Origin of the sequence: Phyllobacterium pellucidum, from assembly GCF_013327855.1 — a bacterium.
Classification (GTDB): Bacteria; Pseudomonadota; Alphaproteobacteria; order Rhizobiales; family Rhizobiaceae; genus Phyllobacterium; species Phyllobacterium pellucidum.
Genome location: NZ_JABUMX010000004.1, coordinates 256,722 through 279,295 on the forward strand (window position 1 = coordinate 256,722; position 22,574 = coordinate 279,295).

General features: G+C 59.0%; 20 protein-coding genes. 8 read left to right on the forward strand and 12 right to left on the reverse strand.

Annotation, left to right across the window (positions count from 1 at the left end; genetic code table 11):
• The first annotated feature begins 114 nt into the window (after positions 1–114).
• Positions 115–909, forward strand: coding sequence for a DUF1295 domain-containing protein (locus HQ945_RS17825; RefSeq protein WP_113281379.1), 795 nt, complete (start codon positions 115–117; stop codon positions 907–909).
• A gap of 4 nt (positions 910–913) precedes the next feature.
• Here the strand turns inward: HQ945_RS17825 and HQ945_RS17830 are convergent, their stop codons facing one another.
• Both HQ945_RS17830 and HQ945_RS17835 read right to left on the reverse strand, forming a co-directional pair.
• A complete protein-coding gene (locus HQ945_RS17830; RefSeq protein WP_113281380.1) occupies positions 914–2,539 on the reverse strand; it encodes a cisplatin damage response ATP-dependent DNA ligase in 1,626 nt (541 codons plus the stop codon).
• Complete coding sequence (locus HQ945_RS17835) at positions 2,539–3,546, reverse strand: ligase-associated DNA damage response exonuclease (RefSeq protein ID WP_091923472.1); 1,008 nt, start codon at positions 3,544–3,546, stop codon at positions 2,539–2,541. The genes HQ945_RS17830 and HQ945_RS17835 overlap by 1 nt, the downstream gene beginning before the upstream one ends.
• A 313-nt stretch (positions 3,547–3,859) precedes the next feature.
• Here HQ945_RS17835 and HQ945_RS17840 point away from each other — a divergent pair, with 313 nt between their 5' ends.
• The gene (locus tag HQ945_RS17840) at positions 3,860–6,373 is read left to right on the forward strand and encodes a ligase-associated DNA damage response DEXH box helicase (protein WP_174208343.1); all 2,514 of its coding nucleotides are present in this window, start codon (positions 3,860–3,862) and stop codon (positions 6,371–6,373) included.
• The gene (pdeM, locus tag HQ945_RS17845; RefSeq protein ID WP_027232283.1) at positions 6,370–7,086 is read left to right on the forward strand and encodes a ligase-associated DNA damage response endonuclease PdeM; all 717 of its coding nucleotides are present in this window, start codon (positions 6,370–6,372) and stop codon (positions 7,084–7,086) included. Before HQ945_RS17840 ends, pdeM begins: the two co-directional genes overlap by 4 nt.
• Here the strand turns inward: pdeM and HQ945_RS17850 are convergent.
• On the reverse strand, positions 7,083–7,544 hold the full coding sequence (locus HQ945_RS17850; RefSeq protein WP_113281382.1) for an Lrp/AsnC family transcriptional regulator: 462 nt from the start codon (positions 7,542–7,544) through the stop codon (positions 7,083–7,085). The genes pdeM and HQ945_RS17850 overlap by 4 nt on opposite strands.
• Before the next feature lie 120 nt (positions 7,545–7,664).
• On the opposite strand from HQ945_RS17850, the gene hppD reads away from it, so the two are divergent.
• Positions 7,665–8,777 carry a 4-hydroxyphenylpyruvate dioxygenase gene (gene hppD, locus HQ945_RS17855; protein ID WP_113281383.1) on the forward strand — a complete coding sequence of 371 codons (1,113 nt, stop codon included), beginning with the start codon at positions 7,665–7,667 and terminating at the stop codon, positions 8,775–8,777.
• Between the two features lie 88 nt (positions 8,778–8,865).
• Here the strand turns inward: hppD and maiA are convergent, their stop codons facing one another.
• The 3 genes from maiA to hmgA are packed head-to-tail and all read right to left on the reverse strand — an operon-like array spanning position 8,866 to position 11,851.
• Positions 8,866–9,519: a maleylacetoacetate isomerase gene (gene maiA / locus HQ945_RS17860; RefSeq protein ID WP_113281384.1), complete on the reverse strand. Its 654-nt coding sequence runs from the start codon at positions 9,517–9,519 to the stop codon at positions 8,866–8,868.
• Entirely contained in the window at positions 9,509–10,522 is a 1,014-nt protein-coding gene (locus HQ945_RS17865; RefSeq protein ID WP_113281385.1) for a fumarylacetoacetate hydrolase family protein, read from the reverse strand. Before HQ945_RS17865 ends, maiA begins: the two co-directional genes overlap by 11 nt.
• On the reverse strand, positions 10,523–11,851 hold the full coding sequence (hmgA, locus tag HQ945_RS17870) for a homogentisate 1,2-dioxygenase (RefSeq protein WP_113281386.1): 1,329 nt from the start codon (positions 11,849–11,851) through the stop codon (positions 10,523–10,525).
• A 73-nt stretch (positions 11,852–11,924) separates the two neighbouring features.
• On the opposite strand from hmgA, the gene HQ945_RS17875 reads away from it, so the two are divergent.
• The 3 genes from HQ945_RS17875 (at position 11,925) to HQ945_RS17885 (ending at position 13,135) form a co-directional block, all read left to right on the forward strand.
• Positions 11,925–12,377: a MarR family winged helix-turn-helix transcriptional regulator gene (locus HQ945_RS17875; protein ID WP_113281430.1), complete on the forward strand. Its 453-nt coding sequence runs from the start codon at positions 11,925–11,927 to the stop codon at positions 12,375–12,377.
• Between the two features lie 87 nt (positions 12,378–12,464).
• Positions 12,465–12,695, forward strand: coding sequence for a CopG family transcriptional regulator (locus tag HQ945_RS17880; RefSeq protein ID WP_174208344.1), 231 nt, complete (start codon positions 12,465–12,467; stop codon positions 12,693–12,695).
• Positions 12,692–13,135 carry a TA system VapC family ribonuclease toxin gene (locus HQ945_RS17885; protein WP_113281388.1) on the forward strand — a complete coding sequence of 148 codons (444 nt, stop codon included), beginning with the start codon at positions 12,692–12,694 and terminating at the stop codon, positions 13,133–13,135. Before HQ945_RS17880 ends, HQ945_RS17885 begins: the two co-directional genes overlap by 4 nt.
• Here HQ945_RS17885 and HQ945_RS17890 read toward each other — a convergent pair.
• The 3 genes from HQ945_RS17890 to HQ945_RS17900 all read right to left on the reverse strand — a co-directional run bounded on the left by HQ945_RS17890 (position 13,132) and on the right by HQ945_RS17900 (position 16,222).
• Positions 13,132–13,893 carry an ABC transporter permease gene (locus HQ945_RS17890; protein ID WP_027232293.1) on the reverse strand — a complete coding sequence of 254 codons (762 nt, stop codon included), beginning with the start codon at positions 13,891–13,893 and terminating at the stop codon, positions 13,132–13,134. The genes HQ945_RS17885 and HQ945_RS17890 overlap by 4 nt on opposite strands.
• A complete protein-coding gene (locus HQ945_RS17895) occupies positions 13,890–14,816 on the reverse strand; it encodes an ABC transporter ATP-binding protein (RefSeq protein ID WP_174208345.1) in 927 nt (308 codons plus the stop codon). The genes HQ945_RS17890 and HQ945_RS17895 overlap by 4 nt, the downstream gene beginning before the upstream one ends.
• A gap of 191 nt (positions 14,817–15,007) precedes the next feature.
• The gene (locus HQ945_RS17900) at positions 15,008–16,222 is read right to left on the reverse strand and encodes an MFS transporter (protein ID WP_027232295.1); all 1,215 of its coding nucleotides are present in this window, start codon (positions 16,220–16,222) and stop codon (positions 15,008–15,010) included.
• Between the two features lie 127 nt (positions 16,223–16,349).
• Between HQ945_RS17900 and HQ945_RS17905 the strand changes: the two genes are divergently transcribed.
• Positions 16,350–17,174 (forward strand): AraC family transcriptional regulator, encoded by an 825-nt coding sequence (locus tag HQ945_RS17905; protein ID WP_027232296.1) that lies wholly within the window; start codon positions 16,350–16,352, stop codon positions 17,172–17,174.
• Here the strand turns inward: HQ945_RS17905 and metH are convergent.
• The 3 genes from metH to HQ945_RS17920 all read right to left on the reverse strand — a co-directional run bounded on the left by metH (position 17,159) and on the right by HQ945_RS17920 (position 22,470).
• Positions 17,159–20,947, reverse strand: a complete 3,789-nt coding sequence (gene metH / locus HQ945_RS17910; RefSeq protein ID WP_174208346.1) for a methionine synthase — start codon at positions 20,945–20,947, stop codon at positions 17,159–17,161. The two genes, HQ945_RS17905 and metH, sit on opposite strands and share 16 nt — an antisense overlap.
• A gap of 174 nt (positions 20,948–21,121) precedes the next feature.
• A complete protein-coding gene (gene hemP / locus HQ945_RS17915; protein ID WP_174208347.1) occupies positions 21,122–21,331 on the reverse strand; it encodes a hemin uptake protein HemP in 210 nt (69 codons plus the stop codon).
• 194 nt (positions 21,332–21,525) lie between these two features.
• Positions 21,526–22,470: a substrate-binding domain-containing protein gene (locus tag HQ945_RS17920; protein ID WP_027232299.1), complete on the reverse strand. Its 945-nt coding sequence runs from the start codon at positions 22,468–22,470 to the stop codon at positions 21,526–21,528.
• Between the last annotated feature and the right edge of the window lie 104 nt (positions 22,471–22,574).

Sequence of the window (22,574 nt, forward strand, 5' to 3'; positions counted from 1 at the left end):
CTTTTGTGGCCGGTAGTCCGAATTGTCCGGCGTGACGTATACTCATGAGCGGTGAGTCGCTCGTTCCAGTACGAGCTTCACTTCACGCGCAAGTTGGAAGGGGTTGTGGTTCCAATGTCGGCAGTGGCCATTCTAATTATCGCGACGATCGCATTCTCGGCGGTTATGGCGGTGGCGTGGCTGGTGCAGCGGGTCACTGGCAACGATGGATGGGCCGATGCATTCTGGTCCTTCGGTGTCGGAACGATAGCGGCGCTCGCCGTTTCTGCCTCAAGCGATATAGTTTCTGCCGACCGCAAATATCTGGTCATTGCACTCGTCCTCATCTGGTCCCTCCGACTCGGCGGCCACATTCTCGTCCGGACGTTGAAGAATGGCGACGATCCCCGCTATGTCAGGCTGCGGCACGAATGGGGACCCAATGCCGCTTCGCGCATGTTCTTCTTCCTGCAAAGCCAGGCCTTCGCCGGGGCGATGCTCGTAATCTGCGTCTACGTAGCGGCTTCACGTCCCGATGCGGAGCTCGAATTTCCGGATTATCTCGGCGCGCTGATCATGCTTGTTGCGCTTCTGGGCGAGGCCATCGCCGATTGGCAGCTAAGAAAGTTTGGCAGTGATCCCGCCAACTACGGCAAGGTCTGCGATGCCGGACTTTGGGCATGGTCGCGCCATCCCAACTATTTCTTCGAGTGGCTTGGATGGACTTCCTATGTCTTTATCGGTGCCGATTTCGACGGCGACTATGCCCACGGCTGGCTGACGTTGGTCGCGCCCGTCCTGATGTATGTGCTTCTGCGTCACGTTTCCGGGGTTCCGCCACTCGAGCAGCACATGCTGGCAACACGGGGCAGTGCCTTTCGCGACTACCAACGGCGCACCAGCATTTTCTTCCCGCGCCCGCCACGTTGACCAGTCAGTCGACCGCCTCGGTATCGCGCAGCAAGGCTTCAAGGGTTTCGAGCCGATCCGCCTCGATGGGCGGTTTGTCCCAGCGCAGGCGAGAGATACGCGGAAACCGCATGGCGACGCCCGACTTGTGGCGCTTCGAACGATTGAGCCCCTCGAAGGCGACTTCAAGCACAAGTCCATGTTCGGGCTCGGCCCGCACCGACCTCACCGGGCCAAAGCGTTCGGTGGTGTTGTTGCGCACATAGGCGTCGAGCCGTTTCAATTCCTCGTCGGTGAAACCGAAATAGGCCTTGCCGACAGGCACGAGATGCGGCTCCGTCTCAGGACCCGTCCAGACCGCAAAAGTATAGTCCGAATAGTAGCTCGAGCGCTTGCCATGGCCGCGCTGCGCGTAAACGAGCACAGCGTCGATGATGAACGGATCGCGCTTCCATTTGAACCACGGCCCCTTCGGCCTGCCGGGAACATAGGATGACGAGCGCTGCTTGAGCATAAGTCCTTCAATGATCGGATGTGGCGGGTTGCGCCGCAGTTCGACAAGATCTTCAAAACCAGCAAATGGAACGAGCGGTGATAGATCGAAGCGCGTTGGGTCGAGTTTCTTGACGAACGTCTCGAGGCGTTCGCGGCGCTCGGCAAAGGGTAAAGCGCGGACATCATCAGGTCCGTCGAAAAGAATATCATAGACCCGCACGAAAGCCGGATGCGTTTCAAGTTGCCTGACCGAGACCGCCTTGCGGTTCAGCCTTTGCTGCAGGTCGCCAAATGCACCAATCTCGATACCGTCTACGGCACTGCGACCGACGAGAAGTTCGCCATCGAGCGTGCCTTCGAAATCCATGGCATCGGCGATATCCGGGAAGGCATGGGAGATATCGTCTCCCGTGCGCGAGTAGATGCGCCTTTGCCCGCCCTCCGCCGTCAACTGCACGCGGATACCGTCCCATTTCCATTCCGCCGCATAGTCTTCAGCATTGATGCGGGTATAGTCTGGCTCCTCCAGCGGCGTCGAGAGCATGACCGGACGGAAGGGAGCGGCTGCAAGACTTTGCGGCTTCTCCGCGGTATTTTCCAGCCAGGCGAACAGCGCCTCATAGGGCGGCTTCAACCCGTGCCAAAGTTCCTCGATCTCTACGACATCGACATTTCCGAACTGCGCCAGCGCCTGCTTGGCAAGGCGCGCCGACACGCCGATACGCAGGCCGCCGGTGGCGAGCTTGATCAGGGCATAGCGTGCCGAAGCGTCGAGTTGGTCGAGCCAGCGCTCGACCAGTCGGAGGGCGTCGCTGCGCGATGCCCGAGCGAGAGATGCGACGACATCGCCGAGCGAAGGCGCCGCATTGGCGCGCACCGCCTCATCCGCCGACCAGACAAGCGAAATGGTCTCGGCAAGGTCGCCGACATAGTCGTAGGAATAGGCGAAGAGCTGCTCATCGATGCGCTCATTTACCAGCGCGCGCAGCATGGCCGGCTTGACATTGGCAATGTCGAGATCGCCAGTGATCGCCGCTAGCGCAAGACCGCGATCGGGGTCCGGCGTCACGCGGAAGTAATCGACCAGCAAGGTGATCTTGCCGTTGCGTGCCGGGGTAAGAACAAGCCGGTCGAGGAGTTGTGCGAATTCTTCCATCAGTCGCCCTCGTCCTCATAGCCGACGAGATGCAGCGGCCGCGCCGCGATATGGTTGAGGTCGCACCAGCGCACCAGCGCCTCCTCGCGGCCATGGGTGACCCACACCTGCTTCGGCCCGAGATCGCCGATGGTCTGCGTGAGCTCATCCCAGTCGCAATGGTCCGAAAGGATGATCGGAAGTTCGACGCCCTGCTGACGCGCCCGCTGGCGGATGCGCATCCAGCCCGAGGCGAAGCATGATACCGGATCAGGAAATCGGCGGGCCCAGCGGTCGAGAAACGCCGATGGCGGCCCGACAATGATGGCTCCGCGAAAATCGGAACTTCCGTTCTCGACCGTCGCGGGCGCAAGCTTGCCGAGGTGGATGCCCTGCGACTGGTAATAGTCGCACAGCTTTGCCAGCGCGCCATGAATGTAGATCGTCTGGTCATAGCCCGCATCGCGGAGCATACGGATAACCCGCTGCGCCTTGCCGAGCGCATAGGCACCGACGAGGTGCGAACGCTCGGGAAACTGCTCGACAGATTTCAACAGCTTGGCGATCTCATCGCGACTGTCTGGATGGCGAAAGACCGGCAAAGCGAAGGTTGCTTCGGTGATGAAAACATCGCATGCAACTGGCTCGAAACCGAGGCAGGTCGGATCAGGACGCCGCTTGTAATCACCCGAGGCAACGATCCGCATTCCTTCCTTTTCAACAGCAATTTGGGCGGAACCAAGCACATGCCCCGCCGGATGGAAACTCACGGATACGCCATTGATTTCCGTGGTCTGACCAAGCTCTGCTGCCTGGGTCTGGCCGGCGAAGCCCGCACCATAGCGCAGGGCCATGATATCGAGCGTCTGCCTTGTGGCCATGACCTTCGCATGTCCAGAGCGGGCATGATCGGAATGTCCGTGAGTGATCAACGCGCGGTCAACTGGGCGTACCGGATCGATATAGAAATCACCGGCCGGCGAGTAGAGCCCGGCGGGGGTCGAGCATAGGAGTGCTTCGGGGCGCATCATTGCAAATTGGGAGCGCGATAAAGACACCCCCCTCTGTCCTGCCGGACATCTCCCCCACAAGGGGGGAGACCATATTGATGCAAACGAAATTCTTCTTCCGCGAACGTCGCCGGTTGATTGCGAGATTTCTGCAAGTCGATCTCCCCCCTTGTGGGGGAGATGTCCGGCAGGACAGAGGGGGGTAATATCACCATCATCATCTCATCAATCACTTGGATCTTGCGACAACGAACATAGGTCGCATTTGGCTCCGTACAATCCTGACAAAGAAAACTTGGCGCATCGACACCGCGCCATTACATTCGCGCAAGTGAGCACCAGCAAAGCCGCCATAGCCGAAACCGGCACACCCCTATTGCCGCCGGCCTTTCTCAACTGGTTCCAGTCGAAGGGCTGGTCGCCGCGCGCGCATCAGCTCGAGCTTCTCGAGGAGGCGCAGGCGGGAAGATCGACGCTTCTGATTGCCCCGACCGGCGCCGGCAAGACCCTCGCAGGATTTCTGCCCGCTCTCGTAGACCTGTCCACCCGCGGCAAGAGCAATGCGCCAAGCCGCGGCGTCCATACGTTGTACATCTCGCCGCTGAAGGCCCTTGCCGTCGATATCCACCGCAACCTCGAAAAGCCGATCGACGAGATGGGCCTCGATATTTCGCTGGAAACACGCACCGGCGATACGCCCACCTATAAGCGTCAGAGGCAAAAACTCGCCCCCCCGGACATTCTGTTGACCACCCCCGAGCAGCTCGCTCTGCTCATATCCGGCAAGGATGCCGGCAAGTTCTTCGAAGACCTGCGCTACGTCATCCTCGACGAGCTTCATTCGCTCGTCACCTCGAAACGTGGTCATCTGCTTGCCCTCGGCCTGGCACGCCTGCGGCAACTGCAGCCCGGATTGCAAACGGTGGGCTTGTCCGCGACCGTCGCCGACCCAGACGGATTGCGGCGATGGCTGCTGCCACAGACTGAGGACGCGCCACAAGCGAGCCTCGTGACCGTGGAGGGCGGCGCCAAACCCCATATCACCATCCTAGATACCGAGGACCACGTGCCTTGGGCCGGACATTCGGCGATCTATGCGATCCCCGGTATCTATGAGGCGATCAAGGCGCACCGGACAACACTGATCTTCGTCAATACCCGCAGTCAGGCTGAGCGCCTGTTCCATGACCTTTGGATGGCGAACGAAGACAACATGCCAATCGCCGTGCACCACGGTTCGCTCGATGTCAGCAAACGCCGCAGGGTCGAACAGGCGATGGCCGCTAATACCCTGCGTGCCGTCGTGGCCACCTCGACCCTCGACCTCGGCATCGACTGGGGCGACGTCGACCTCGTCATCCATGTCGGCGCGCCGAAGGGCGCCAGCCGCCTTGCGCAGCGCATCGGCCGCTCAAATCACCGCATGGACGAGCCGTCGCGCGCGATCCTCGTTCCCGCAAATCGCTTCGAGGTCATGGAATGCCAGGCCGCGCTCGATGCGAACTACATCGGCGCACAGGATACCCCGCCGCTTGGAGCGGGTTCGCTCGACGTGCTGGCGCAGCACGTTCTCGGCATGGCCTGCGCCGCGCCGTTCCGCGCCGACGATCTCTATGCTGAAGTGATCACGGCCCTTCCCTATGCCGAACTGGCGCGCGAAACCTTCGACCGGATCATCGATTTCGTGGCAACCGGCGGCTACGCCCTCAAGAGCTATGAGCGCTTCGCCAAGATAAGGCAGACCGCCGACGGCACATGGCGGGTGACGCATCCGCGATTTGCCCAGCAATATCGGCTCAATGTCGGCACGATCATCGAAGCTCCGGCGCTCAATGTCAGGCTCGTCCGGCAAGGGAGCAAGGGCGCTGTGCGCGGCGGGCCGGTTCTCGGCAAGGTGGAGGAATCGTTTATCGAAGCATTGTCGCGGGGCGATACCTTCTTCTTTTCCGGGCGCGTGCTGCGATTCGAAGGCATTCGCGAAAACGAGTGCCTCGTATCGAAAGCGGACGGCTTCGACGCCAAGATTCCCTCCTATGCCGGTGGCAAGTTCCCGCTGACCACCTATCTCGCGGATCAGGTGCGAGGAATGCTCGCCGACCCGAAGCGTTGGGGCGCGCTCCCGGATCAGGTGAGCGATTGGCTGCGCATCCAGAGGGACAGGTCGATCATTCCACAACCCGGCAGCCTGCTTGTCGAGACGTTCCCGCGCGGCGAGCGCTCCTATATGGTGGCTTATCCCTTCGAAGGAAGACTGGCGCACCAGACGCTCGGGATGCTTTTGACCCGGCGTCTTGAACGGGCCAAGGCGCGTCCACTCGGTTTTGTCGCAACGGACTATGCGTTGACGATCTGGGGCATGCGCGACATGGGCCGCATGTTCAAGAAGGGCGAACTGCCGCTGGCCGAGCTTTTCGATGAGGACATGCTGGGCGATGACCTCGAAGCCTGGCTGGCGGAAAGCTGGATGCTGAAGCGCACCTTTCGCAACTGCGCGCTGATATCGGGCCTTGTCGAAAAGCGTCATCCCGGGCAGGAGAAGACGGGCAGGCAGGTGACGGTTTCGACCGATCTTATCTACGATGTCCTGCGCGAGCACGAGCCGGATCACATACTTATTCAGGCGACGCGGGCCGATGCGGCGACCGGCCTTCTCGACATTCGCCGACTTGCCGATATGCTTGGGCGAATCAAGGGCAATATCGTTCACAAGGATCTTGATCAGATCTCGCCGCTTGCCGTTCCCGTCATGCTGGAAATCGGCAGGGAACGCGTTCCGGGCGAGGCGCATGAAAGGATCCTCGAGGAGATTGCCGACGAGCTTACCCGCGAGATGGAACAGAAGTGAATCCGGCATTCCACACAACGAAGACAGCACTCCACGGCTCGGCGCAGATTGCCGTTGCGGGACATCCGGCGATCGGGGATCCCTCAGGCGCGCTGTATCTCGAAGACGACCGTGTCCTCATCGTTTCGGATCTGCACTTCGAGAAGGGATCGTCGTTCGCGCGGCGCGGCATGATGCTGCCGCCATATGATACAGCGTCGACGCTCGCGGCGCTTGCCAAGGTGATGGCGCGCTATGATCCGGCCTGCGTCATCAGCCTCGGCGACAGTTTTCATGACGGCAAGGCCGCGGCGCGCCTGCCAGAGGTCTATGCGGCGCAGCTTGCCGCATTGATGGCGGGGCGCGAATGGATATGGATCACAGGCAACCACGACCCCGAACATCCGGCCGACCTTCCGGGCGAAACCTTCACGGAACTTGCATTCGGCAATCTCATTTTCCGCCATGAGCCCTCGAAATTCGCGTGCCGCGGCGAAATTGCCGGACACCTCCACCCGGCAGCCAAGGTGGTGCACCGCGGCCAGTCAGTGCAGCGGCGCTGCTTCGTCAGCGACCATTCGCGGCTGATCATGCCGGCATTCGGCGCCTATACGGGCGGGATGAACATTATGAGCCGCGCATTCCACGGCCTCTTCGATATCCATGCCCTCACCGCCTATATGCTCGGGCGCGCCCGCGTCTACGCGATGGCCGGCAAGGCGCTTTATCTTTAGATTGGCAACCGCCCATCCTCTTTCAGCGTGTCGAGCACGATAGCGGTTTTGACATTCTGAACTGATTCATGCGGCAGCAATACCTCATTGACGAAAGCGGAGAGCGCCCGCAGATCAGGCGTCACTACCTTGATAAAGTAATCCATTTCGCCTGTGAGCGCATGGGCCTCCATCACTTGCGGCAATCTCGAGATAAGGTCGGAGAAGCGCCGGGCGTTGTCGCGATTGTGTGTCGCGAGCGTCACCGAAATAATGTTGACGATGCCAAGGCCGAGTTTTTCGCGGTCGATCTCCGCGCGGTAGCCGCGAATATAGCCCTCCTCCTCAAGGCGAGACCGGCGGCGCGAACATTGCGAGGGCGAGAGATTGATCTTTTCCGAAAGTTCGTTGTTTGTCAGCCGTCCATCTTCCTGCAAGCTGAACAGTATCTTGCGGTCAAATGCGTCAAGATGCTCCATTCGTGCTCCTTGTAACGCCAATATGCATACAACGTGCATTATTTACGCCCAGACGGCGTTGAAATGCAAGCACCATGCGGCTGATTTGCGCGATAATGAGGGTGGTACATGGAGGATGATATGGGACCGTTTCCGCACGACGCACCGAAAGCCGCAATCACCAAGGCAAACCCAGCTGGCACCGACGGATTCGAGTTCGTGGAATTTGCCCATCCCGAGCCGGAAAAGCTCGAAGAGTTATTCGCACGCATGGGCTATGTGCCGGTTGCGCGCCACAAGAGCAAGAACATCACAGTTTGGCGCCAAGGCGACATCAATTACGTTCTCAACGCCGAACCAAATTCTCATGCGACCAATTTCGTCTCGAAGCATGGCCCTTGCGCCCCTTCCATGGCCTGGCGCGTGGTCGATGCCAATCATGCCTTCAATCACGCGGTCGCCAAGGGTGCGACCCCGTATGAAGGCGAGGACAAGACCCTACACGTTCCTGCCATCGTAGGGATCGGCGGTTCGCTTTTGTACTTCATCGAAACCTATGGCGAGCGCGGATCGGCTTACGACGCCGAATTCGAATGGCTCGGCGAACGCGATCCGAAGCCGGAAGGCGTCGGGTTCTATTACCTCGACCACCTCACCCACAATGTCTATCGCGGCAACATGGACAAATGGTGGGCATTCTACCGCGAGCTCTTTGGCTTCAAGCAGATCCACTTCTTCGATATAGCCGGGAAGCTGACGGGGCTCGTCTCCCGCGCGATCACGTCGCCTTGCGGAAAGATCCGCATCCCGCTCAATGAATCGACGGACGACAAGAGCCAGATCGAGGAGTATCTGCGGAAATACAAGGGCGAAGGCATTCAGCATATCGCGGTCGGGACAGAGGCGATTTACGAAGCTACCGACAAGCTGTCCCTAAACGGGCTCAAATTCATGCCCGGCCCGCCTGAAACCTATTATGAGAAGTCGCACGAGCGTGTGCAGGGCCATGACGAGCCGATCGAACGCATGAAGACGCACGGCATTCTGATCGACGGCGAAGGTGTCATCGATGGCGGCACGACGAAGATCCTTCTGCAGATTTTCTCCAAGACCGTGATCGGCCCGATCTTCTTCGAATTCATTCAGCGCAAGGGCGACGAAGGCTTTGGCGAAGGCAATTTCCGCGCCTTGTTTGAATCGATCGAAGAAGACCAGATCCGGCGCGGCGTCATCAAGATCGAAGCGGCGGAGTAGGTAAAGATTTAGGCTGGAACTCCGGACACTTTACCCAACGCGGTCCCGAAACCGATGACTACAGATAACCGCGAGACCCGTCCGGCGATTAACGAGGTGATCCCGGCCTTAGCCGATCAGGATGCGCCGCGGCAAAGGCACCGATCGCATCGCAACGGGCAGCGATGGCATTGACGCGCTCCAGACGTTCGATTTTGGCTCCCCAGCGCCTCGCATTGAAGACCTGCGGCACGAGGCAGAAATCGGCCATGGAAGGGGTATCGCCATGGCAAAAGTGCCCGGTTTCGGGGTGGTCGAGCATGGTCTCGAATGCGCCCAGACCTTCAGAGATGAACTTATGCATCCAGTTGCGCCGCGCCGCTTCATCGCCCCCTGCAAGCTGCATGACATGCGATGCCACACCCAGATTGCAGACGGGATGGATTTCCATCGCGATCGCGTAGGAAAGCGCGCGAACCCGTTGTCGCCCCAAAGGATCGTCAGGCAGGAAGCGAGCCTCGGGGTGGGATTCGTTGAGGTATTCGATGATCGCAAGCGACTGCGTCATCATATGCCCGTCGATGGCGAGCGTCGGCACGAGCCCCTGCGGATTGCGACAGAGGTGATCGATGCCTTTATGCTCCTGGCTCAAGAGGTCGACCGGCACCCTGTCATACTCACGCCCGAGCATGTTAAGGGCAATGCGCACGCGATAGCTCGCCGACGAGCGCCAATAGTCATAGAGGATGGCTTTAGCGCTCATGGCGGGTCACCTGCTGTTCGATGGCGCCGAAGATCGAATGGCCGTATGCGTCTTTCATCTCTATGCGAACTGTGTCGCCGAAACGCATGAATGGCGTTCGCGGACTGCCGGTGGCAATCGTCTCGATCATCCGGATTTCTGCGATGCACGAGTAGCCGGCGCCATCCTCTTCAATGGGTTTGCCCGCTTCGCCGTCAAGCTTGTTCGACACCGTCCCCGATCCGATGATCGTGCCGGCGCAAAGCGGGCGTGTCTTCGCCGCGTGGGCAATCAACGTCGGAAAATCGAACGTCATGTCGATGCCGGCGTTGGCGCGGCCAAAGGGCCGGCCGTTGAGATCGACGCAGAGCGGCAGGCGCACTTTGCCGCCATCCCAGGTCTCGCCGAGTTCATCGGGTGTGACCGCCACGGGCGAGAAGGCCGACGACGGCTTTGACTGATAAAAGCCGAACCCTTTGCCAAGCTCGGCCGGAATGAGATTTCGCAGGCTGACATCGTTGACCAACATGATCAGGTGGATCGCGGCCCGCGCTTCGTCGAGACCCGCGCCCATGGGCACGTCGTCGACAATCACCGCAACCTCTCCCTCCATGTCGATGCCATAGGCTTCGTCGGCCATGCGGATGGGTTCGCGCGGAGCAAGGAAACTGTCGGACCCACCCTGATAGATGAGCGGGTCGGTCCAGAAGCTCTCGGGCATCGGCGCATTGCGCGCCTTGCGGACCAGTTCGACATGATTGACATAGGCTGATCCGTCGGCCCACTGGTAGGCGCGCGGCAGGGGCGACAGCGCATCATGTTCGTGAAAGCGCTCCAGGGGAACAGCCCGCAGTTCAAGGCTGGAGGCAAGCGCCGCGAGGTGCGGGGCGATACGCGACCAGTCGTCAAGCGCGGACTGCAACGTCGGCGCGAGGAACGAGGCATCGGTATAATGGGTCAGATCCCTCGACACGATGACCAGTTTGCCATCGCGCGTTCCATTATTGAGAGAGGCGAGTTTCATTTACTTTACGATCTCCTCCGACCAGTCGCCTTCCGGCGTCCCGTTGAACCGCTTGCGGAGACCTTTCCAACAGTCGGCGTAATTGTCTTGCAGCGTCGGCGTATCAGCTGCATAGCGGGTAAGGTGCTGGGGGAAGCGCGTCTCGAACATGAAGGCAAGCGTGTTGTCCAGCCGCTGCGGCTTGAGCTCCACCGTGGATGCCTTGTTGAACCCCATCGTGTCCGGTCCATGCGGCAGCATCATGTTGTGAAGGCTTATGCCCCCAGGCACGAACCCCTCCTCCTTGGCATCGTATTGACCATACACCAGCCCCATGAATTCGGACATGATGTTGCGGTGGTACCAGGGCGGCCGGAAACTGTGCTCGGCAACCAGCCAGCGCGGCGGGAAAATAACGAAATCGACATTGGCCGTTCCCTCCTCGCCCGACGGCGCGGTGAGCACGGTGAAGATCGATGGATCGGGATGATCGAACAGGATCGCTCCGACCGGCGAGAACGTGCGCAGGTCATACTTGTAGGGCGCATAATTCCCGTGCCAAGCGACGACGTCCAACGGGGAATGATCGAGTGTCGTCTGATAGAACTTGCCGCACCATTTCACATGCAGACGGCAAGGAACTTCCTTGTCTTCGAAGGCTGCAACCGGTGTCTTGAAGTCGCGCGGGTTGGCCAGGCAGTTGGCACCAATCGGACCGCGATCCGGCAGGGCGAATTTTGCCCCGTAATTCTCGCAAATATAGCCCCTGGCCTCGCCGTCAGGCGCCGACACCTTGAACATCATCCCGCGTGGGATCACGCAGATTTCCGAAGGTTCGATTTCGATTTTGCCCATCTCGGTGAAAATGTTGAGCTTGCCCTTCTCGGGCAAAAGCAGCATTTCGCCATCCGCATTGTAGAAGTAGTCGTCGTCCATGCCAGTATTGAACGCGTACACATGTGCGGACATGCCCACCTGACCGTGGACATCGCCAGCCGTGGTCATGGTGCGAATGCCATCAATAAAGTTGATGGAATCGCGCGGTATTGGCGTCGGATTCCAGCGTAACTGTCCAATCGGCAATTCATGGTCATCGAGGTTTGGCGCGGTCTTCCAGTGCTCACGCTTTGCGGGCGAAAAGCGCCCGCTATGCTTGACCGATGGGCGAATGCGATAGAGCCAGGATCGCTCGTTCGTGCCGCGCGGCGCGGTAAAGGGGGAGCCGGAGAGTTGTTCGGCGTAGAGCCCGTAAGCGCAGCGCTGCGGCGAGTTTTGTCCCTGCGGCAGGGCGCCTGGAAGCGATTCCGTCTCGAAGTCGTTGCCGAAGCCCGGCATATAGTGAAGAGCCATGATCGAACCTCCAATTTAGTTGCAATTGTGACGATCTATTTTGTAACTATCAATGACAATCGGGATTGTGGACATGAAAAGGAAGATCGACATCGACCCGCCGCTTATACTGGAGGCGTTCACCCCATACCGTCTCAACAAGGCGGCAGAAGCCGTGAGCCATCGTTTCGCGAGCCTTTACCGGGATCAGTATGGACTGACACGGCCGGAGTGGCGAACACTTGCAACGCTGGGCCAGTTTGGCACCATGACCGCCACGGCGATCGGGACTCATTCGTCAATGCACAAGACAAAAGTCTCGCGCGCCGTGCTTGCCCTCGAACAGCGGCGCTGGCTGTTGCGAAAGCGCGATGAGACCGACCGCCGTGTCGAAAATCTTGTGCTGACGCCGGCCGGGCGGAAGGCCTATCTCGACCTTGTGAAAGTTGCGCATGACTTCGAGGCCGAACTGCTGCAGCAACTGGGACCGCGTGGAGCAGCAGCGTTGAAGAATGGCCTCGAGGCGCTGGAGAAACTCGCGGGATAGACCGCTGGAAGCGGCGCCGCAATTGATATGGGCAACGATCTCGCATATATGATGCGTGATGCTTGATGCGTGATGAGGGGCAAGACGATGCGAACAACGCTTGCAATAGATGATGACGTCCTAGCGGCGGCCAAGGGCCTCGCGGAGCGCCAGCGCAAAACTGTAGGTGAAGTCATATCGACACTCGCCCGCAAAGGTCTGCAAGCTCCAACGGCACGTCAAGCGATGCGAAACGGCGTGCCGCTCCTCCCAGCAGGCACCAATTCCACGCCGGTAACGATGGAACTGGTGAACCAACTTCGCGATGAATTGCCGTGACGCCATATCTCCTGGACGTCAATGTGCTGATTGCCCTATTCGATCCCGCACATGTCCATCACGATCCTGCACATGAGTGGTTTGCTGATATAGGACGGTCCAGTTGGGCCACTTGCCCAATAACCGAGAACGGTGCGATCCGTATTATCAGCAGCGCCCGCTACCTTAACTCACCGGGCACGCCAGCCGCGGTTGTTGCGCTTCTGGCCGGATTACGTGCCATTCCGGGTCATGTCTTTTGGCCAGATGACATCAGCTTAATGGACAATTCCATTGATCCGTCGCGGCTGTTGAATGCCGGTCAGGTCACGGATACATACCTCCTGGCGCTTGCTCAGGCACACCAAGGGAAATTGGCGACCTTTGATCGGCGCCTCGTAACCGATGCGGTACGGGATGGCCGAAATTGTCTGCATGTCATTGGCGAACGAACCACTTAGCTCTTCAGCCTGTACCCCGTCCTGAATATCCAGCGCAGGATCAGAATGCACGCGAGGAGAAACACGGCTGTCATGACAAGGCTCGTTCCGATATGCACATCTGAAAGGCCAAAGAAGCTCCAGCGAAACCCGCTGATAAGATAGACGACGGGATTGAACAGCGTCACGGTCTGCCAGAATGGCGGCAACATGTCGATCGAATAGAAACTACCGCCGAGAAACGTCAGCGGTGTGATGATCATCAGCGGCACGAGCTGCAGCTTCTCAAAGCCATCCGCCCAGATGCCGATAATGAAACCGAACATACTGAAGGTTACCGCTGTCAGCACCAGGAACAGCAGCATCACGAAGGGGTGTTCGATGCGCAGCGGTACAAATAGCGCCGCAGTCGCAAGGATGATCACCCCGAGAATGATCGACTTCGTCGCCGCAGCCCCGACATAGGCGATCACGATCTCCACGTAGGAGACAGGTGCCGAGAGGAGTTCGTAGATCGTGCCGACGAACTTCGGGAAATAGATGCCGAACGACGCGTTGGAAATGCTCTGCGTCAACAGCGACAACATGATCAGGCCCGGCACGATGAACGCACCGTAGCTTACGCCGTTGATCTCGGGGATACGGCCGCCGATCGCCGAACCGAAAACCACGAAGTAAAGGCTCGTCGACAGAACCGGCGAAATGACGCTCTGCATGAGCGTGCGCCAGGTGCGATGCATTTCGAAGAGATAGATCGCCTTGATCGCGTAAAGGTTCATTTGCGTTCCCTCACCAGGTTGACGAAAATTTCCTCGAGCGAACTTTCCCGCGTCTGAATATCGCTGAAGCGGACACCCGCCTTGTCGAGATCCTTCAGGAGCGCCGTAATGCCCGTTCGTTCCTTGCGGGTATCGTAGTGATAAACGAGTTCGCTCCCGTCGGGCGAAAGTTCAAGCCCGTAGGCCGCCAAAGCTTCGGGTATTTCCTCGCGTTTCTCCTGGAGAAGCAGGCGCAACTCCTTCTTGCCGAGCGACCGCATCAATGCGTCCTTCTCCTCGACGAGAATGATCTCGCCATGGCTGATGACGCCGATTCGATCGGCCATCTGTTCGGCCTCCTCGATATAGTGCGTCGTGAGGATGATGGTGACGCCCGATTCGCGCAGCGCCCGCACCACATTCCACATGTCGCGCCGCAATTCGACATCGACGCCAGCGCTCGGCTCATCGAGAAAAAGGATTTCCGGCTCGTGCGACAGCGCCTTGGCGATCATGACGCGCCGCTTCATGCCTCCCGAGAGCGTCATGATCTTGCTGTCCTTCTTGTCCGATAGCGAAAGTTCCTTGAGGATCTTCTCAATGTGGGCGGGATTGGCGGGCTTGCCAAAAAGGCCGCGGCTGAAACTGACCGTTGCCCACACGGTCTCGAATGCATCTGTCGTCAACTCCTGCGGCACGAGACCGATCTTGGAACGCGCCGCGCGGTATTCCTTGATGATATCGTGACCATCGGCGAGGATTGTGCCGGAGGTCGGATTGACGATGCCGCAAATCGTGCTGATCAGCGTCGTCTTGCCAGCGCCATTCGGCCCGAGCAGTGCGAAGATTTCGCCGTGGCGGATATCGAGATTGATATTCTTCAGCGCTTCAAAACCGGACTCATAGGTTTTGTTGAGGCTGGAGACGGAAATGGCTGAGGACATGAAGCTTCCCGGGGAGGACTTTGGGTTTGAATGCGGCGAGCGAAACGAAACCCTTTGGCGGAGGCCGCCAGGGGAATGGTGTTCCTTATATGGGGTTAAGCCGGGATTTTCAAACCACCTCTCCTGACATTCGGCGTCAGCAGAGCCCAAAAATTGAGAAAAAGGCCCAGACGATACCGGGCCTTCAATTGTTAAGCCTGTTCGCCGCGCACTTCCTTCATGCTCGGCAGGAAAATTGTGAGCAGGCCGAGGAAGGGCAAGAACGAGCAGATCATGTAAACGTAGTCGATGCCCTTGTTGTCGGCGACGAAGCCGAGCACCGCCGCCGCTATGCCGGCCATGCCGAAGGCGAAGCCGAAGAAGATGCCGGCAATCATGCCGACACGGCCGGGCACCAGTTCTTGAGCGAAGACAACGATCGCAGGGAAGGCTGAGGACAGGATAAGGCCGATCAGGACCGTGAGGACGCCTGTCCAGAAGAGGTCCGCATAGGGCATGATCAGCGTGAACGGCAAGACACCGAGAATCGAGAACCAGATCACGGCTTTCGTGCCGATCTTGTCACCAATCGGCCCGCCGACAATGGTGCCGACTGCCGCTGCGCCAAGGAACAGGAACAGCATCATCTGGGACTGCTGCACCGAGATCCCGAACTTGTGGATGACATAGAATGTGTAATAGCTCGATATGCTTGCGAGATAGATGTTCTTGGAAAAGACAAGCAAGGTCAGGATGATCAGCGACATGGCAACTTTGCCGCGCGGCAGTTTGAGTTGCTTGCTTGCAGCCGGCCTGTTCGCGTTGGCCTTGCGATAGCGTTGGTACCAGTTGCCGACCTGATAAAGGACGATCATTCCGATGAGGGCCGCGGCGGAAAACCACGCAATGCTCTGCTGGCCGCGAGGCAGCACGATGAAAGCTGCGAGCAGCGGACCGAGTGCGGTACCGAAATTGCCTCCCACCTGAAAGAAGGATTGCGCAAGACCGTGGCGGCCGCCCGAGGCAAGACGTGCCACCCGCGATGATTCCGGGTGAAAAATGGATGAACCAATGCCGATGAAGGCTGCGCCGGCAAGAAGCATGGCGTAGTGGGTTGCGACCGAAAGAAGTCCGAGGCCGACGAGCGAAAACGCCATGCCAACCGGGAGCGAATACGGCATGGGCCGCTTGTCGGTATACGTTCCGACAATCGGCTGCAGCAGCGAGGCGGTGACCTGGAAGGTCAGCGTCAGAAAGCCGATCTGCTTGAAATCGAGACCGTAATTTTGCTTGAGCATCGGATAGATCGCGGCAAGTAGCGACTGCATCATGTCGTTGAGCAAATGGCAGAAGCTGACGGCGAAAATTATCGCAAAGACGGTCGTGTCAGCGGAGGTCCGCTGTGCGGGCAAGGTCGTATCGGTCATCAAGGCGTTCCATCGAAAAACAAGGGCGTCGTCGCAAGGATTGCCCGCCCTTTTTCAAACTGATATATCGGTTGCCATCAACCTGCTTTCGTGGTTTGGTCCAATTCTTTCGCAAGTGGGCCAAAACATGCGTTACCAAACCTTCGTTGCGCGTAATGCCGCCGGGTTGGAGCTCGAACAGTTGCACAGGTTGCGGCTGCAATGGCTGGAGCAGGCCGAGGGTGATGTTTTCGCGCTGGCCACGCTTTATCCGTCAGGCCACCACATTCCCGACCACCACCATATCCAGGCGCAATTGCTCCACGCAATTTCCGGCGTCGCGATGGTGACCACGAAATTCGGCCGCTGGATGGTGCCTCCGCACCACGCGCTGTGGCTGCCGGCCGGCGTCGAACACGCGGTGGACATGCTTGGCGATGTTTCGATGCATTCGATTTATGTGCGGCCGGATGCCGTGGCGGGATTGAAGGATCACCTGCACGTCGTCGGCCTGACACCGCTGATGGACAATCTCATTCGCGAAGCAGTCGCCGTTGCGCCCGAGAGGCAGGCGGAGGAACGCACGATGTTCGTCATGGGACTGTTGTTGCATGAGATTCCGAACCTTGAGGAGCGCCCACTTGGCCTGCCGTTTCCCGAGGATCGGCGGCTTGCCATGCTCTGTCGGGGTTTCCTGAAAGATCCCTCACCGCACACCAATATCGACAATTGGGCGGACCGGCTCGGCATGAGCCGGCGCACGTTTACCCGTATGTTCCGCCGCGAAACAGGATTAAGCCTCTCGACGTGGCGTCAGCAGGCCTGTCTGCTCGCGGCCCTGCCCCGCCTCACCGAGGGCGAACCTGTGACCAGCGTGGCACTTGATCTCGGCTACAGCGTTCCTGCCTTCACGACCATGTTCAAGCGCATGCTGGGCGCTCCGCCGCGCCACTATCTTCACTCCGCCGCCTGAACGCGGGGGCCCGGAACATAGTTGAGGATCGGACCCAGCCAACGCTCAATCTCTTCAACCGGCATGGATTTGCGCTTCGCATAGTCAGCCACCTGATCGCTCTCGACCTTGGCAACGCCGAAATAATAGGATTCCGGGTGAGCGATATAGATGCCCGACACGGAGGAGCCCGGCCACATCGCATAGCTTTCCGTCAGCCGCACGCCAATCTTGTCTTCCGCGTCAAGCAGACGAAACAGCGTATCCTTTTCTGTGTGGTCCGGCTGCGCCGGATAGCCGGGAGCGGGACGGATGCCACGATAGGGCTCGCCGATAAGTTCATCCGCCGCAAATGTTTCTTCCGGCGCATAGCCCCAGAATTCCTTGCGGACGCGCTCGTGCATGAGTTCGGCAAAGGCTTCGGCAAAGCGATCGGCGAGCGCTTTGACGAGGATCGAGGAATAATCATCATTTGCCCGCTCGAACCGTTCGGCGATGGCGATTTCCTCAATGCCTGCCGTGACGACGAAGCCACCGACATAGTCTTGTGCACCGCTCGACACCGGCGCGACAAAATCAGCAAGAGCGAGATTCGGCCGGCCATCGCGTTTTGAAAGCTGCTGGCGCAGCGTGAACAGCGTTGCGATCTCCTTATCTCGGGCGTTGTCGGCAAAGAGGCGAATGTCATCCCCGACGGACCCTGCGGGCCAGAACCCGATGACAGCCTTTGGATTGAACCATTTCTCATCGATGATCTTTGTCAGCATCGCCTGCGCATCCGCAAAGAGTTGGCGCGCCGCCTCGCCTTGTGCCTCGTCCTGCAGGATCGCAGGATAGCGACCCTTTAGCTCCCAGGTCTGGAAGAAAGGCGTCCAGTCGATGTAGCGGGCAATTTCCGCAAGATCGTAATTTTCGAAAACGCGTGTGCCCGTGAATTGCGGCTCGGGCGACACATAGGATGACCAGTCAACCTTATGCGCGTTGCCGCGCGCCTTCTCTAGGCTCAACCTTTGCTTGTCGGCTTCGTTGCGGGCATGCGCTTCCGCAACCTTCTCATAGTCCGCGCGGATCGTATCGACATAGCCGGGCTTGGCATCCATCGACAGAAGGTTCGAAACGACACCCACCGCCCGGCTTGCATCGGTCACATATACGGTCTGGCCATTGCTGTAGCGCGGATTGATCTTGACGGCCGTATGCACACGGCTCGTGGTTGCGCCTCCGATCAGCAGCGGAACATCGAAGCCCTCGCGCTCGAGTTCAGACGCAACATGGACCATCTCGTCGAGCGAGGGCGTGATAAGGCCCGAAAGGCCGATAATATCGACATTCTCGTCGCGCGCTGTCTGCAAAATCTTCGTTGACGGCACCATGACCCCGAGATCGATGATCTCGTAATTGTTGCAGGCGAGGACAACGCCGACAATGTTCTTGCCGATGTCGTGGACATCGCCCTTGACGGTCGCCATCAGCACTTTGCCGGCACTTTCGCGTTTTCCCGATCCGCCATTGGCAAGCTTCTCTGCCTCCATGTAGGGCAGCAGCACGGCGACGGCCTGCTTCATGACGCGGGCGGATTTCACTACCTGCGGCAGGAACATCTTGCCGGAACCAAACAGGTCGCCGACAACGTTCATGCCGGCCATCAGCGGTCCCTCGATGACGTGAAGCGGGCGCTCGGCCCGTGCGCGCGCTTCTTCGGTGTCGGCTTCGATGAATTCGGTTATGCCATTGACGAGCGCGTGTTCGAGCCGCTTTTCTACGCTCCATTCGCGCCAGGCAAGATCGCGCTCGCGTGCTTCCCTGCCGGCCGAGCCCTTGTAGCGCTCGGCAAGGTCGAGCAGGCGTTCAGTCGCATCGTCGCGCCGGTTGAGGACCACATCCTCGCAGGCGTCGCGCAATTCCGGATCGATCGATTCGTAAACCGCCAATTGTCCGGCGTTGACGATACCCATGTCCATGCCGGCCTGAATGGCATGGTAGAGGAAAACGGCGTGCATCGCTTCGCGCACCGGTTCATTCCCACGGAACGAGAAGGAAAGATTGGAAACGCCGCCGGAAATATGAGCGTGCGGCAAGGTCTGCGTGATCTGCCGTGTGGCTTCGATGAAGGCGACGCCATAACCGTTGTGTTCTTCGATGCCGGTAGCGACCGCGAAAATATTCGGGTCGAACACGACATCCTCGGGCGCGAAACCAGCCTCACGTGTCAGGAGTTCGTAGGCGCGCGTACAAATCTCCACCTTGCGCTTGAGCGTATCGGCCTGGCCCTCGGTATCGAACGCCATGACGACGACAGCCGCCCCATAGGCGCGAACCTTCCTTGCATGAGCGATGAAGGCGTCTTCACCTTCCTTCATTGAGATCGAATTGACGAGCGGCTTGCCCTGGACACATTTGAGGCCGGCCTCGATCACGTCCCACTTCGACGAATCGATCATTACCGGCACGCGTGCGATGTCGGGTTCGGCGGCGATCAGATTGAGGAAGTCGACCATGGCCTTCTCGCTGTCGATCAGTCCCTCGTCCATGTTGATGTCGATGATCTGCGCGCCATTTGCGACCTGGTCGCGCGCAACATCGAGCGCCGCCGGCAGATCGCCTGCGGTAATCAGCTTCCGGAACTTCGCCGAGCCGGTAATGTTGGTGCGTTCGCCAACATTGACGAAGGCGATATCCCTGGTCAGCGTGAATGGCTCCAGGCCCGATAGCCGCATATGGGTTTCGGTCTCGGGAATGGGGCGCGGCCGGTATTTGCCGACCGCTTCAGCAATGGCTCTTATGTGTTCCGGAGTCGAGCCACAGCAGCCGCCGACAATGTTCAGCAGGCCGTCCTTGGCGAACTCTTCGAGTTGCGCCGCCATCGCTTCAGGACTCTCGTCATATTGACCGAATTCATTCGGGAGCCCTGCATTGGGATAGGCGCACACGAACGTATCGGCGACTGCCGCGATCTCGGCCAGATGGTCGCGCATGGCACTGGCCCCGAGCGCACAATTGAGACCGATGGTGAAGGGCCTGGCATGACGTACGGAGTACCAGAAGGCGGTCGGCGTCTGTCCCGACAGGGTGCGTCCGGAAAGATCTGTGATGGTCCCGGAGATCATGACCGGCAGGTTGATTGCCTTTTCCTCGAAGACTTCCTGCGTCGCGAAGATGGCAGCCTTGGCATTCAGCGTGTCGAAGATCGTCTCGATGAGGATGATGTCGGCGCCACCGTCGATCAATCCCCTCACCTGTTCGGCATAGGCCGCTCGTAGGGTATCGAACGTCACCGCGCGGTAGCCCGGGTTGTTCACGTCAGGCGATATCGATGCCGTGCGGTTCGTCGGTCCGAGCGCGCCCGCAACGAAGCGGCGCTTGCCGTCCTTCTGCTCCGCCTTCAGCGCGGCGCGGCGCGCAAGCCGGGCGCCATCGCGATTGAGCTCATAGACCACGTCCTCCATGCTGTAGTCGGCCTGGGCGATCGTGGTCGAGGAAAAGGTATTGGTCTCGAGTATGTCGGCGCCGGCCATGGCGTAGGCGTAGTGGATGTCTTCAATCGCCTGCGGTTCGGTCAAGATGAGAAGATCGTTGTTGCCCTGGAGGTGGCAGGCGCAATCGGCGAAGCGCTCGCCGCGAAAGTTTTCCTCCTTCAGGCCGAGGCCCTGGATCTGCGTCCCCATGGCGCCGTCAAGGATAAGGATTCGCTCTTTTGCTGCCTGCGTCAGCGCTGCAAAAACCTTGGAACCGTCGCGGGGTGCCGCTTCCGGGCCGAGCAATTTTTCGCCAATGGTTTCAGATGCAATACCCATGACTCGAAATGCCTCATAATGATTTTTAGAGAGGCGCCACGGTCACATAAAGATATCTTTATGTCAACAAGTCAGTTCTAATGGCGGCAAAAAATGTCGCAACGCCGCGCAGGCGCGCACCATCCTGCCGACGCGGCCCTCGCGATGCTCGTCCAAGACATAGAAATCGCTCGGTTACTTGTTGAGAATGAGTTTGCCCTGGCGCGTGATCTTCAACCGATACAAGGAGCCGCCATGTTCGATACCAACTTCCTTATTGCCTTTGAAAAGCACCTCACTACCTAGGACGCGGAATTCAGGCGCTGATGGCTGGACAGGCGCGGCAGGTCGCGAGACAGGATTTGGAAGGCGGACCTGAAGGTCGATGACCTGGCGGCGGGACATTTTGAGCCTCTCGTTGAACGGCAACCCACGTCGGTCGCCGTTCAATAAACTTGATAACTATACTCATATTTAATCCGAACACTCAGATCAAGTCAATCAGTCGAAAGTCAGACAACATCGCTGGACCCGGATTTCAGTCAAAAAGAAAGGCCCTTGCGGGCCTTTCGATCGCAAGCTGGACAGACCAGCCTTAATCAGAACGGTGAATCCGGGAAGTAGAATTCCTTGGCGTTGTCCTTGGTCACAAGGGTTGCGTCGAGGATGTACTTGCCGCGCACCGGAACCTGATCGTAGAAGTTCGCAACCGTCAGTTCCATCGCCGTTGCAACCATTGATGGTGGGTAGAGAACGTTGATCGGGGTCATCTTGTCGCCGTCGGCAACGCGCTTGATCATGTCCTTCATGCCGGCGCCGCCGATGACCATCTTGATGTCGGTGCGCTTGGCCTGATCGATGGCTTCGAGCACGCCAACCGCCATGTCATCGTCCTGGCACCATACGGCGTCGATCTTCGGGAACTTGGTCAGATAGTCCTGCATGATCTTGAAGGCATCATCGCGCGACCAGTTGCCGAACTGCTTGTCGAGAACCTTGATCCCGCTGCCGGCAATCGCATCGTCGAAACCCTTCTGGCGCTCTTCGTCAATGACGATCGGGAGGCCGCGTATGACAACGACGTCGCCGGTCTTCAACGTATCCTTCAGGTATTCACCCGCGACGCGGCCGAGCTCCGGATTGTTGCCGGCAACGTAGAGATCCTGGATCGTCGGATCGGAAAGAGCGCGGTCAACGACCGTCACGAAGACGCCCTTTTCCTTTACCGCGCGGATCGGATCGGTCAGTTCGTCCGAATTGTGCGGCAGGGTTACGAGCGCGTCGATGCCTTGTGTGGTCAGGTCTTCAAGCGCGTTTGCCTGCGCAGCACCGTCCGGCGAAGTCTTGATGGTGATCTTCAGGCCTGGGTGAGCGGCTTCTAGAAGCTTGGCGGCCCGTTCTGCATGATAGACGACGCCGCCGGTCCAGCCGTGGTCGGCCGCAGGTATAGAGACGGCGATATTGACCTTCTTGTCCTGCGCGTAGGCGAAGGTCATCGTCGAAGCGAGCGCCGCTCCAACAAGACCGATCAATAGTTTACGCATTTGTCTTCTCCCAATTTTCTGCTCGGGCCTTGATTGCGGCGCGGTGGGTGGCCCTGTTCCCCCGTCCGGTCTCGTTGCGGTGGCCCTGCCACCGGTTTGCCTCT